The organism is Lederbergia lenta NBRC 16444, assembly GCF_001591545.1.
GTDB classification, from domain to species: domain Bacteria; phylum Bacillota; class Bacilli; order Bacillales; family Bacillaceae_C; genus Lederbergia; species Lederbergia lenta.
In genome coordinates, this window is sequence record NZ_BCVC01000003.1 from 109,629 (window position 1) to 122,423 (window position 12,795).

At 36.4% G+C, this 12,795-nt stretch carries 12 protein-coding genes; 1 reads left to right on the forward strand and 11 read right to left on the reverse strand.

The window, feature by feature from the left end; all coding sequences use genetic code 11:
- Positions 1-291: 291 nt before the first annotated feature.
- Positions 292-2,355, reverse strand: coding sequence for a catalase (locus tag BLE01S_RS12695; protein WP_066142602.1), 2,064 nt, complete (start codon positions 2,353-2,355; stop codon positions 292-294).
- A gap of 525 nt (positions 2,356-2,880) precedes the next feature.
- On the opposite strand from BLE01S_RS12695, the gene BLE01S_RS12700 reads away from it, so the two are divergent.
- The gene (locus BLE01S_RS12700) at positions 2,881-3,765 is read left to right on the forward strand and encodes a fructose bisphosphate aldolase (protein WP_066142605.1); all 885 of its coding nucleotides are present in this window, start codon (positions 2,881-2,883) and stop codon (positions 3,763-3,765) included.
- 149 nt (positions 3,766-3,914) lie between these two features.
- Here the strand turns inward: BLE01S_RS12700 and BLE01S_RS12705 are convergent, their stop codons facing one another.
- The 10 genes from BLE01S_RS12705 to BLE01S_RS12750 form a co-directional block, all read right to left on the reverse strand.
- Positions 3,915-4,484, reverse strand: coding sequence for a DUF4256 domain-containing protein (locus BLE01S_RS12705; protein WP_066142607.1), 570 nt, complete (start codon positions 4,482-4,484; stop codon positions 3,915-3,917).
- Positions 4,485-4,611: 127 nt separating this feature from the next.
- Positions 4,612-5,322, reverse strand: a complete 711-nt coding sequence (locus tag BLE01S_RS12710) for an ankyrin repeat domain-containing protein (RefSeq protein WP_411825142.1) — start codon at positions 5,320-5,322, stop codon at positions 4,612-4,614.
- 90 nt (positions 5,323-5,412) lie between these two features.
- A complete protein-coding gene (locus tag BLE01S_RS12715) occupies positions 5,413-6,018 on the reverse strand; it encodes an ABC-2 transporter permease (protein WP_066142609.1) in 606 nt (201 codons plus the stop codon).
- Positions 6,011-6,877 (reverse strand): ABC transporter ATP-binding protein, encoded by an 867-nt coding sequence (locus BLE01S_RS12720; RefSeq protein WP_066142611.1) that lies wholly within the window; start codon positions 6,875-6,877, stop codon positions 6,011-6,013. Before BLE01S_RS12720 ends, BLE01S_RS12715 begins: the two co-directional genes overlap by 8 nt.
- Before the next feature lie 5 nt (positions 6,878-6,882).
- Positions 6,883-7,254 carry a GntR family transcriptional regulator gene (locus tag BLE01S_RS12725; protein WP_066142613.1) on the reverse strand — a complete coding sequence of 124 codons (372 nt, stop codon included), beginning with the start codon at positions 7,252-7,254 and terminating at the stop codon, positions 6,883-6,885.
- Between the two features lie 15 nt (positions 7,255-7,269).
- Positions 7,270-7,575 carry a YfzA family protein gene (locus BLE01S_RS12730; RefSeq protein WP_066142615.1) on the reverse strand — a complete coding sequence of 102 codons (306 nt, stop codon included), beginning with the start codon at positions 7,573-7,575 and terminating at the stop codon, positions 7,270-7,272.
- 379 nt (positions 7,576-7,954) lie between these two features.
- The gene (locus BLE01S_RS12735; protein WP_066142617.1) at positions 7,955-8,695 is read right to left on the reverse strand and encodes a class I SAM-dependent methyltransferase; all 741 of its coding nucleotides are present in this window, start codon (positions 8,693-8,695) and stop codon (positions 7,955-7,957) included.
- Positions 8,696-8,904: 209 nt separating this feature from the next.
- A complete protein-coding gene (locus BLE01S_RS12740; RefSeq protein ID WP_066142619.1) occupies positions 8,905-9,408 on the reverse strand; it encodes a PadR family transcriptional regulator in 504 nt (167 codons plus the stop codon).
- A 4-nt stretch (positions 9,409-9,412) separates the two neighbouring features.
- Positions 9,413-11,872, reverse strand: a complete 2,460-nt coding sequence (locus tag BLE01S_RS12745; RefSeq protein WP_066142622.1) for an ABC transporter permease — start codon at positions 11,870-11,872, stop codon at positions 9,413-9,415.
- Positions 11,841-12,560 (reverse strand): ABC transporter ATP-binding protein, encoded by a 720-nt coding sequence (locus BLE01S_RS12750; RefSeq protein ID WP_066142625.1) that lies wholly within the window; start codon positions 12,558-12,560, stop codon positions 11,841-11,843. The genes BLE01S_RS12745 and BLE01S_RS12750 overlap by 32 nt, the downstream gene beginning before the upstream one ends.
- Between the last annotated feature and the right edge of the window lie 235 nt (positions 12,561-12,795).

Consider the following 12,795-nt stretch of genomic DNA (forward strand, 5'->3'; position numbering starts at 1 on the left):
AGAACAATTATTTCAGGTTGGGTACGCCTAGGAAAACAATAGATTGATTTAAAGAGGAGATAATCATAAAAGTATGTATTCCCTTAGACAGAATGGGTGGAAAGAGCATCGATTTACACGCTCTATTCTCTTAAGAATATTGCAAAGTAGAAGTTTATTCGTCAGCAACATTCATTGAGAACTTTTAAAGTGATGATTTTTTTAGAAGCCTAAGATTAATAATGTATCATTACTATAATTCTGTATAAAAACAGCTAGGGAAATAACGTTTGTTATTTCCCTAAAATTAATTTACATTCGATTCCAAAAACGCTGCTGAGCAATTGCAGTGACAAACTCTTTGCCAAAGTCAGCATTATTCGTAGCAAAAACGACTCCTTCTAAATTATTCGTCTCTACTTTTTTAATATGAGGTTCCCCTGTTGTTGCGATACCTATTGGCTTAAGGTGTTTATAGGCCAATTGAATGAACTCCATAATCTCTTGATTAAATTTAGTTGGATTACTAGCATTGCCTCCCACAATATAAAGAGAATCATACAAGACTGGTGATGTTGTTAAAAAGGTCTTATCGACTTTCATTTTTGTACCATCAGCTCCAGTAACCATTCCAAGTTTTTCACTTATTATTTCGATAAACACCCCATTTTCCTTCAGTTCCTTCATGACATCTTCTACCTCTTCATCGTTAAATCCATTACCAATTAACACACCCACTTTTTGTGTAATAGCTACATGCGGTGTATTCAACTGGCTAAGGGCTGGGGAACTTTTTGTTACTGAGACATGATTGCCTTTTGGAGGTTCTACACCAATATTGTCTGCAATGATAGAAGCCATTTCCTGATCAACATTCGCCCACATCTCTACATTTTGCTGTTTAACCGATTCACTTTGTGCAGATCCAATATGAAAACTAAATGTGTCGATTAGATCTTGTTTCTCCGCAGAAGATAAGCTGTTCCAAAAAAGTCTGGCCTGTGAAAAGTAATCATTGAACGAATCACTAGGGACTTCTCTCGTGATGTCCCCCTCCACTTTTCCTGGATAATTTTCGTATCCACCTTCTTCTGGCGAGGTCTCCGCAGGTGTATTTTCAGCTAATGAATTTTTGTGGTAATTTACGTAACCAACATCACTCTCATGTTTTAGATAACTACCTTGCAAGTTATTATTCTGTTCGACAATCGGTTTATTAACTGGTATCTCTTCAAAGTTGGCTGAATGATGTCGATGTAATTCTGTATCCCTATATGCAAATGACCTGCCTTGTAAAACAGGATCATTACTAAAGTCAATTCCTGGAACTAAGTTGGAAGGATCAAATGCTGATTGTTCTTCCTCTGCAAAGTAATTATCAACGAGTCGATTCAATGACAATTTACCGATGTATTGAACAGGAATTACTTCTTCTGGCCAAAGTTTTGTATCATCTAAAATGACGAAATCATATTTAAACTCATCGTCTTCCTCAATTAACTGCACACCAAGCTCATATTCGGGATAAATTCCTTTTTCAATTGCCTCAATGAGATCATTACGATGAAAGTCTGGATCAACGCCACCGACTATATTTGCTTCATCCAGTAATAAGGAGTGTACACCAAGTTTTGGTTCCCATTTAAATCTGACAAAAGTGGATTTCCCCTGCTCATTAATGAATCGAAATGTATTTATTGGCCAACCTGCCATCATCCGCCAGCTTCTTGGACGACCACGTAACGACATCAGCCACATCACCATATGGGCTGATTCCTGATTATTCACCACATAATCCCAAAAACGCTCATGTGCAACAGTAGCTTGTGGTGTATCTGTAACTGGATTGGGTTTCGCTGCATGCGTTACATCCATAAATTTCATTGCATCCGAAAGGACAAAGACGGGAAATTGGAGTGATAACATATCATAATTGCCCTCTTGCGTATAAAACTTAACCGCAAAGCCGCGAATATCTTGAGCAGTATCCTTTGAGCCTTTATTTCCGATAAAATTGGAAAAACGACAGAACACGGGTGTTTTCCGTCCCGCCTCACTAAGAAAATCCGCACAAGTAAGAGCTTTCATGGATTTATAAGCTTCAAATTCTCCATAAACTCCGAATCCCCTGGCATGGACTACTTTTTCTGGTATTCGCTCACGGTTAAAATGAGATTGCTTTTTGTAAAAATGAAAATCTTGAAATAATAATGGGCCGCGATTTCCTGCTCTTAAGGAAGTACGGTCATTTGAAACCTTTACACCATTTTCATCTGTCATTTTCTTTTCTGATTCGGAGTTGGTTTGATGAGATTGTTCGAGTTGTTCCTCTTTGTTATTGCCTTCAAAAAGCTTTTTTCCCTTTTCCTTATCCATTTTCATCATCCTTTTCTATAAAATTGACTTTACTATCAGTAGTTTTCTTATTGTTCGTAAACCCTTATTCGTGTAGTAGCATTTAAAATACTTATGTAAACACTATGCTTTTTTACATTTAGTAGTGTTTTCATCGTTTTTATATAAAAGATTATTGAATGAAAGAGGATTCTGTACTTCATGTAAATAGGCTTTTCGTTTATTATCCTCGGAACCCAATTTCTCGCGGTCCATTAGAATATCTATTCTTTTTATATACCCCATGCTCTAAGGATGACTTACCCCAACTTGCAATAATTAAAACCAATAGCTCGATCACTCTTTAATAGCTGACCCTATGGAACGCCTAATGATTGTACTAAATATGCTTATACGTTTTATTAGAGAAATAGATGGGTATAATCAAATAATATATTACTGACTCTTAGCGACCCTTTCTTGTTGTACATGTATTCCAATATGTTACGAGAAAATGAAAGGTTGCTTGAATATATTTCTTTCTAGTACAGAGAAGGAGTGAATAGGATGCAACAAGGTCAATTTGAAAAGATTAAAAATGGTAAAGGTTTTATTGCAGCACTGGATCAAAGTGGTGGCAGTACACCAAAAGCGTTGGCTGCTTACGGGGTGTCAGAAAATGCTTATTCCAACGAGGATGAGATGTTCAATTTAGTGCACGATATGCGAACCAGGATTATCACTTCGCCTGCTTTTAATGCAGATAAAATTTTAGGTGCTATTCTTTTTGAGGAAACGATGGATCGTAAAATCGACGGTATGTACACAGCCGACTATCTGGCTGAAATGAAAGGGATTGTACCTTTTTTAAAAGTGGACAAGGGGCTTGCCGAGGAATCCAATGGCGTTCAGCTAATGAAACCAATCAACGACCTAGACGAAACATTGAATCGTGCAATAGAACGTCATATTTTTGGTACAAAAATGCGCTCGGTTATTAAAGAGGCTAATCTAGAAGGCATCAAAGCCGTTGTTGAACAGCAATTTGAACTTGGCAAAAGGATTATAGCTGCAGGACTAGTGCCAATTATTGAACCTGAAGTTGATATCAATAGCTCCGAAAAAGAAAAATGTGAAGAACTATTAAAAACAGAACTTTTAAACCATCTTAATAACTTGCAGGAAAATGAGAATGTGATGTTGAAATTAACCATCCCTACCTCGACAAACATATACAAAGAGCTGATCGACCATCCAAGGGTTGTTCGTGTTGTCGCACTTTCTGGTGGATATTCAACAGATGTCGCGAACGAAAAGCTTAAAGCGAATGACGGTTTAATTGCTAGCTTTTCCAGGGCTTTGAGTCAGGATTTAAATGTCAACCAAACGGATGCCGAATTTAATGAAGCGCTCGCAAAAGCAGTTGACTCTATTTACGAGGCTTCTGTGTAAAGATTCTCAGATTTACCGTTCATTTATAGACTACTAAAAAAAGTATGACTTAATGTTCTAGCCAGCTAAAAGCTGGAACTCATTAAGTCATACTTTTTCCTCTTATTGATTAAATCTAAATCAACTTCCCCTTCGTAACGCTCTTGCCTTTAAACTCTTAACGAGCCACGGAATCCTCTGGCACCATAATAAGAATCCGCGCCATTATGATACACGAATACATGGCCAAAGCGATAATCGCAAAAGAGCGCACCACCGAGTTCCCTTATATCAGATGGTGTTTGCACCCAACTTGATGTTTTCTTATCGAAGTCTCCGTGTTCTTGTAATGCACGATACTGTTCTTCTGTTAAAATTTCAATACCCATCGCAGTTGCCATATCCATAGCGGTATTTTCAGGTTTATGTTTTTTTCTTGATTCTAGCGCTTTACGATCGTAACAAACACTTCTACGACCTTTTGGACTTTCTACTGAACAATCATAAAATATGTATTCATCCTTCTTTGTATCATAACCAACAATATCCGGTTCACCACCAGTTACTTCCATTTCATTGAGCGACCATAGTTTTTCAGTATTAGCTTCAAGCTTTGCTTGGACTTTATCCCACTCAAGTTCATGATGGCGGTTCATGTTTTTCTCAAAACGCTCTTTCAATACACTGAATAATTCTTCACGTTGTTCTTGTGATAATTTCTTTTCATTGCTGACATCCATATTTGCTTCCTCCTTATTGCTCCAACTCTTAATAGTTTATATTACTATTCCCCTCTATGACTAAAAAATCAAATTTACTTTCCCTTGTACATATAAAAAATCGCATTTTACGATTGTCCACCTTACATTATTTTGCCCCTGCATTTAATAAAATTTCCTTCATCTCTTTAAATCCTCTCTCCTGTGCATGTGTTAATGGAGTGACATTATTATTATCCGGAATATTGACATCCGCACCATATTCTATAAGTAACTGAATAGTCTGCTGTTGTTTTTTGCTTCCATCTCCTAAAATAACGGCTTCTAGAAGAGCTGTCCATCCGAGATCATTTATATGATTCACATCGATATCCGTATTTGTCAAAAGTTCATTGACTACATCAACATACCCGTGTTCTGATGCAGGAATTAATGCAGTCCCCCCATATCGATTTGTGATCGTAGGGTCTGCACCTGCTTGAATTGTTAGTTTTAAGATTTCTAAATAACCCTCCGCTCCAGCATAAAGGAAGGGATTGTTTAACATATCATCTTGGATATCTACATCCGCACCTGCTTCAATCAATACCTTTGCAGTTGAAACATCATTGTTATAAGTCGCAATCATAGTAGCAGTTCGTTGCTTTGAGTCTTGTGCATTGATATCTGCTCCATCCTTAACCAGCTTACTAACGACATCTGTATCTTCACGTTCAACCGCTTGAATCAGCCCTTCATCCAACCCTTCACTCATCACTTCTCTCTCCTTTTCTGGTTGAATCAGTTCGTCACTTGTATTTGAATAACAGCCTTGGAGAAGTATCAAAGAACCAATCAATATCGCTGTCCACTTCTTCAAATAGAAACACCTCGATTTGTAACACTATATCTATTCTATATTAATAGACTTCTCATTTGGAATTTCTTCTTAATCTTAAGTTAATGATACTTAGAACGCTTTTCGCTGGTAAATGATTATTGTCGCTCCCCATGATATAGCATAGAGTATCACGATAACAACTGCCGCTCCAGTATATAAAGCTGGGATAGATAAACTAACGATAAAATTAGTAATTTCTGTTAAATGTTCGGCTAAAAACAACACAGTAGGCGGTACTACACCTGCTAAAAGAATAAAGCTAATAAGTACGACCGTTGTAATATAGCCCGGTTTAAAAATATAAAATAACGGAAAAGTAAACGCAGCAAACAATAAAAATAAGCCAGTGCCTATCGCGATATCTGTAATAGTAAATGACTTATTAAAAACAAATAAGGCCAGACTTGTTACCACAATCGCTAAAACCATATAAACGATCGCACCCAGATAGCGTGATGCTATTATTTCCTTACGTGTGTAAGGCAAGGAATTTAATAAAATATTAGTCTCTGCTTTTTCATCGTAAGCATAAGTGTTAAAGGGAATAAAAATACTGGCAACGAGAAAAATCAAAGCCGGATGTGAGCCCATCAAGATAAAGAATAAGATAAAAGGAAGAAAGATTAATAACTGCCTTTTCTGTAGTATGACATCACGTCTGATTAAATTAAACATAGTGTGTACCGCCTTTCAAGTAATACATAATATCTTCCAGAGAGGCACGTTCAATGACAACCGTGTCTCCGAAAACATTTTCCACTGATTGAATATTATCTGTTAAAGCTTCAAATCCTGTTGATGCACGATGAATATGAATGAAAGCCTTTTCCGTATCTCTATCAAGAAGGTCCATCCCCCCTTTAACGAGCGCATAGTTCTCGGCAACATCGTGAATGGATTGATTAAATACTATTCTCCCTCCCTGGATGAAAGCTATATAATCTGCGATACGATCTAAATCAGTTGTTATATGCGTAGAGAAGAAGATCGTACGATTACCATCAAGCATTAATTCCTGTAAGAGAACTAACAGCTCCCGTCTAAAAATAGGATCCAGGCCTGCTGTTGGCTCATCCATTATGATCAGTTCTGCATGATGAGATAGTGCTATCGCCAATGATGCCTTCATTTGCATCCCTTTTGAGAAAGTTTTTATCGCTTTATTCATCGGTAATTCGAATTGTTCTACATATTGATAAAATAATTTATCATCCCAGTGTTTGTAAGCTGGTGCAACGATACGTTTGATGTCCTTTAAATTCAGCCCTTCAAAAAACACATTGCCATCATATACAAACCCAATCCGCTCCTTGATCTCCTTCTCATGCGTCTCATAATCCAATCCGAAAAGCTTCACCTCCCCAGCATCCGGTTTTAATAGATTCATTATTATTTTTATCGTTGTCGACTTACCAGCTCCATTCGCTCCAATGAATCCCGTTACAAATCCTTGCTTTACTTGTAGATTAATATTTTCAACAGAAAAATCTTTGAATTGCTTCGTTACATTTTTTAATTCAACTACATTTTCCATCCTTATCACTCCTCATATAAAATTTTCAATAATTGCTGTATCTCATCAAGTGACAGACCGATCTCTCTGCTATTCGTTATAACAGCACTCAACTGCTCTTCAATGACCTTCAGTTTCTTCTCTCTTATAACATCTAAATTTTGCTCAGCAACAAAAGATCCCTTCCCTACAATGGAATAAATAAAGCCTGCCTTCTCCAATTCCTCATAGGCCCGTTTCGTCGTTATAACACTTATATGTAAATCCTTCGCAAGATTACGCATGGAAGGTATCGCTGTCCCCTCCTGCAATTCTCCTGCTAAAATGGACGATTTAATTTGATTCGTAATTTGCTCATAAATCGGCTCCTTTGAACTGTTAGAAATAATAATTTGCATGCCAATCCCTCTTCTTTATTTTTTTGTAAACATACCTGAAATAATGTCCTGTATTGCTTGCATCAGCATAGCAATAACATGAATGGTCATGAACATATTGAAAAAAGGAAAGGAGTAAGGGGTGATCCATTCTGTAAAGGGCTTCGAGTCCAAAACCCATCTTCCCGTCCTAGCAAATAAGTTATCACTATCGTTTATATTTGGCTCCAGGAAAGTACCATCAATAGTTATAAAGATCAATTGAACAATTAAAAATATCCCGACCGTGATCATCCAACGTTTTACACGATTATTTTGTTGTATTTTTTCCGTGCCTGTCATTTGAACCCCACTCCCCTGCTCTTCATAATTTTGGGTATTCACTATATGAAAATCTTATTTATGTAATCACTCGTTCTAAATATAGTGTATATATACTATATACACATTATATACATGCGCAGACATATCTCGCAAGCTTTTTTGCAATATAATTTTCAAATCCAGATTCGGCATTTGAGCGATCACTTTCAACTCTCGGAGGTGTTTTAAAAGTTAGACGTTAAAAAACACGAGTATTAACTGAATTATATCCAGTTAACACTCGTGTTCATGTATACATATATGTTTTACCGATACCTTGATTCTGTACATATAAAGCCAAAAGGCGTGATCATTAGATAGCGATTCTTCCTTGGCTACAATTTTTGCAGAAACCCTATTAACTATTTTTCTTTTCTGCTGAGATCATTAAAAACATAGGTCTTCGATACTCATCTTCCATTTCAGGACTACTTTTCAATATTTCATCAGAAGGAATGGATTCCTTAACTGTTCTTATAATAAAACCGGCCTCCATTAAGTCATTTATATATGTAGAAAACGTACGATGATATTTTGTCACATTCTCATTTAAGAACATTGTTTCACGCATTCCTTCTATTTGATAGTGGTCAACCGGCCAATGCAGTCGTTTTCCTTCTTCATCATAATACCAATCTTGTTCGTTTCGAGAAGTAAAGATAGGATGTTCAACTGAGAAAACAAAACTTCCTCCAGGCTTTAAACAAGCATAAACTTTTTCACAGCTTGATTTAAACGACTGGATATAGTGAAAAGCCAGTGAACTGATGACCACATCAAATTGCGAATTCGGAAAATCGATGTCTTCAATCGGCACGTTTAAATATGAAATGAAGGGATCACTTGTCATTTTACGAGCTTTTTCAAGCATTTTTTCAGATATATCAACACCTGTTACTGAACTTGCTTGTTGATCGCGAGCATATCGGCAATGCCAACCAAAACCGCAACCAAGATCAAGTACATCCTTATCATGCAGATTGGGTATCATCTCTTTTAATATATGCCATTCTCCCGCTCCTTCAAGTCCTTTAACTGATCGTGGCATTTGATCATATGCTGAAAAGAATTGTGGATCATCATATTTATTTTGTTTCATTGTCCATACATCCCCTATTATTAAGATAGCCTCCCAAAAATTATCATCACACACTTCTCTTTAAGGAAGGCTACACGTCTTCAAATTTTTATAAATTATATTTGTGCTATCATCATGCATTTGCTTAAAACCCAGCGCCCGTTTGCGGAATATTGATATACGTTAAGGTGACGATATTGAACCTCCCCTTATACATAATGACATTTTTATTAACGATTTCGATTTTCAACTTGATTTATCCAGTTCAGGTCTGCTTCTAAATGCAATAACATACCTGTGATTAATAAATATCTACTTTCGTCACCTTGAAGTAATAACTCCATTTTCAACTTAGTTAATTCCATTACTTCTTTTAATACGATTGCTTTTTGTTGTTCAAGCATTTCCTTTTCTTGTTCAAAGTAAATTTTACGTGCACAACTCCATTTAAAGAAAAAGTCCTCTTTTGTTGTATGGTAGGGCACGGGCTCTAGCAACCATTTTCCCAACTCATTTTTTCCTTTTGGCATTAACTCGAACAATTTCCTTTCCTGATCGTCTGATCCTGGAGATGAGACAAGCTGGTCACGTATTAAGCGATCGAGTGTGGTATAAATCTGACCAGGATTAATTTTACCTTTAATGCCAAGGAGCGAATCCAATTCTAATTTCAATTCGTATCCATGATGTTTTTGCCGGAATAATAACGTCAAAATTCCATATTTTACTGACACCTTATCAACCTTCTTTAAGTGATGATTGGATATCCATTTTACTTACGGTTTTACTGGAAATCCAGGCTGCACAGAGGCTTAGAAAAACTCCGGCAATCATAGCTAGTATAATATTACTAAAAGGTAATTGGAAAGATATAAACCCTTCCATCAGCTTAGATTTACTTGTTACATATATTAAAATGACGCCTGTTGCAATACCGCCGATTACTCCCGAAATTCCAATAAGCATGCCTTCAGCAAGTATCATATTTCTTACCTGTTGTTTAGTAAAACCGAGTGCTCGCATCGTTCCAATCTCGAACCTTCGTTCATAAGTGTTCATCAAAAGCGTATTAGCTGTACCAATACTAGCTAACCCGATGATCATAAACAACATAACTGAGATAAGCCCATTCATACTAGAAATGGCTGAAGTAGTTGAATCAATTTCATCTTCTACTGTTTGGATCTTTGAAAGGTGACTACCAAAATCAAACCATATTTGATCACGAATTGAATCGCTCGCACCACTGTTAACAGTTAGCAACAAATCAATGCTATTTGTCCAACCAAATTCATTTTTAAGATTGGAAGCATCCATAAACGCGACATATCCAGAATAATGCGATGTTTTAACAACGCCAATAACTTCAACATACTGTTCACCATTCGGGGTATTCATTCGTATGCTTTGCCCAATATTCCCATCCCACTCTTTAAAGGCTCGATCTCCAAGCAACACAGAAGATGTCTGTTTTAACTTTTTGTACAAATCCTTCTCATGCGGATCTGCAAATAAGGAAGGACCTTTTTCACTAACTGAAAGAACGGAAAATTGCCTTCTTTCTCCATTCATTGTTTCCCATGTAATCGGTGTTGCTTCGGATATTTTATCAACAGTTGTAACAGCATCATAGGAAAGGATTTGTGCTATATCTTCTGCAGACCATGGTGTCTCTGATGTAACTCTCATATCCCCACCATACGTATTTCTTATTTCCTTTTCAAACCCTTTAGGAGCTGACTCTACCATTGCACCGAGTAACAATATAACCGATACACCAACGGCAAGAATAGCAGCTGTATTTGCATTACGATTTATTTGCCGGAAGAGACTTTTTGTAGCCATGATCCCAGAATAATGAAATAAAGATTTCAAGATAGGCTTAATTAATTTGTTTAAACCCATCAATAGTAAAGGAAACAAAAGAATGACAGCCACTATAACAGCTGCATAAGCAACTGGGTGATCTATAAATACAAAGCAAAGAATCCCAATTCCGACAAGTACTCTAAGGATGTACTTGTTGGATGATGTCTTCGTATTTTCCTCTTTTAATGTCAATAAAATAGACGTCTTACCCGCACTGTAAATTGGAAAAATTGAAAATACTACCGGAAAAATTAATCCAATAATAATAGACATCATCATTGGCTGCTTCCAGTTTAATGTGTAGACTACATCAAATTCGAATACACTAAGAATCGCCTGCATAAATAGATCTCCAAACCAAATACCTAGCGGAATGCCAATAGCTGTGCCGATTAATGCTAAAAGCATCATTTCAATAAGCACGAACTTAGAAACAGAACCTTGTGTATATCCTAAGCTTTTCATAATTGCGAATTCTTTTTTCCTTTCTATAACGCTTGTATATATCATATTAAAAACAATAAACCCGCTGATAAACATCGATAACCCTGCAATTAAATAAAAGAAGGTATAAAGACCACCTATATCGTTGCTCTGAAGGTCATCTGCGACAACGGGTTCTATATATGCATTAGAACCATGGAACTTTTGTTGAAATGAGTGAAAGAGGTCCTCGCCATCACCCTTTGTTTGAAAACGCATATAAGAAATCTCATCATTTTTTCCCGTCCACTCCCTTAACATATCAAGTGGCGCCATAATACGAAAACTAGTTGATTCGGCACGTTCCCAATTGCTAGGACTTGCAAGCAGTTGCGTATACTCAACAATAGCAGAAACTTTTGCTTCTCCCATATTAGTAAACCGAACTGTATCTCCTACCCCTTTGCCTAAAAGGGTTGCTACAACTTTTGGTAATACGATTCCTTCATTGTCTAAGCGACCTTCAATAACTGGTAATTCTAGTAAGGGGCTATTTTGGTCATTTACACCTGTAATTCGGACAGACCTTTCATTCAAAGAGTGATCGCCTTCAAGCTCAAAGAAGGCTTGCTTATCAAGGGCAAGCAATGTATTTGTTACAGTAGGATCTTTTTGAATAGCTGAAATCATCTCTTCTGGGTAGGTATGTTCGTCACTTAAAACCCAATAATCGGCATTTGCTACATACATCTGTTCATAATAATCAAAAACATCATTTGTAGTTTTATCAGCTATTAGCATAGAAGTTACAAAAGACACCCCTAGTATAATAGCAAGCAGTGTAAAGAAAAATCTCTTTTTGTTATGTGTTATATTACGCCATGAAATTCGCCAAATATTTAGCATAGTCACTATCCTTCCTAGATATAACTTGGTCTATAACCCCATCTCTAAAAAGTATGATACGATCTGCAAAACCAGCTGCAAAAATATCATGTGTGACCATCACAATGGTTTGCTTGTTTTCACGATGAAATTTCAAAAATAAACTAAGAATTTCTTCTGCCTTAGCTCTATCTAAATTCCCTGTTGGTTCATCAGCTAACAATACAGTCGGATTATTAACAAGCGCCCTAGCTATTGCTACGCGTTGTTGCTGACCACCACTTAGAAGATTGGCACGTTTTTGATTAAGCCCCTTTAATCCTACAGAACAAATTAATTCCTGAACCATTTTACTATTTTCATTCGTTAATTTGCCGTCAGCATGGAGAGGGAATGCTATATTTTCCTCTACAGTTAGTGTAGGAAGCAATTGATAATTTTGAAAAACAAAGCCTAGTTTTTTTCTCCGAAATATTGTTCTTTCTTTTTCCTTCATTTTATTTATACATTCATTATTAATTTGTATGTTTCCACTTGTAGGGACATCAAGCCCTCCTAACAATTGAAGTAAGGTACTTTTTCCAGAACCACTTGGTCCCATTATAGCCACGAATTCTCCTTCCTCAATGTTCAAATCGATACCTTTCAACACTTGAGTTCTTTCCTGTCCCTGTGAAAATTCTTTTGTTAGATCGCTAACTTTAATCATCTGACTAATCCCTCCTGTTCTGACCTGCTCTCATTATATACTAAGTATATAATTGGTAAAAGTATAATTTTTAATTAATATTGAAATCGTGCATTATTTCTTCATATAAAAAAATAATACCTATAAAAACTATATACTTAGTATGTAGTTTTTATAGATATTATTTTTTTTGAACTAAAAACAAGAAATCACTTTATACTAATACGTTTTCCACGGTAGAATGCCTCCATTTCAG

Excerpts from the sequence above, each read along its gene's own strand:
- BLE01S_RS12695 (WP_066142602.1), bottom strand. The coding sequence starts at position 2,355 with ATGGATAAGGAAAAGGGAAAAAAGCTTTTTGAAGGCAATAACAAAGAG.
- BLE01S_RS12700 (WP_066142605.1), top strand. The coding sequence starts at position 2,881 with ATGCAACAAGGTCAATTTGAAAAGATTAAAAATGGTAAAGGTTTTATT.
- BLE01S_RS12725 (WP_066142613.1), bottom strand. The coding sequence starts at position 7,254 with ATGCAAATTATTATTTCTAACAGTTCAAAGGAGCCGATTTATGAGCAA.
- BLE01S_RS12730 (WP_066142615.1), bottom strand. The coding sequence starts at position 7,575 with ATGACAGGCACGGAAAAAATACAACAAAATAATCGTGTAAAACGTTGG.
- BLE01S_RS12745 (WP_066142622.1), bottom strand. The coding sequence starts at position 11,872 with ATGCTAAATATTTGGCGAATTTCATGGCGTAATATAACACATAACAAA.
- BLE01S_RS12735 (WP_066142617.1), bottom strand. The coding sequence starts at position 8,695 with ATGAAACAAAATAAATATGATGATCCACAATTCTTTTCAGCATATGAT.
- BLE01S_RS12750 (WP_066142625.1), bottom strand. The coding sequence starts at position 12,560 with ATGATTAAAGTTAGCGATCTAACAAAAGAATTTTCACAGGGACAGGAA.
- BLE01S_RS12720 (WP_066142611.1), bottom strand. The coding sequence starts at position 6,877 with ATGGAAAATGTAGTTGAATTAAAAAATGTAACGAAGCAATTCAAAGAT.
- BLE01S_RS12715 (WP_066142609.1), bottom strand. The coding sequence starts at position 6,018 with ATGTTTAATTTAATCAGACGTGATGTCATACTACAGAAAAGGCAGTTA.
- BLE01S_RS12705 (WP_066142607.1), bottom strand. The coding sequence starts at position 4,484 with ATGGATGTCAGCAATGAAAAGAAATTATCACAAGAACAACGTGAAGAA.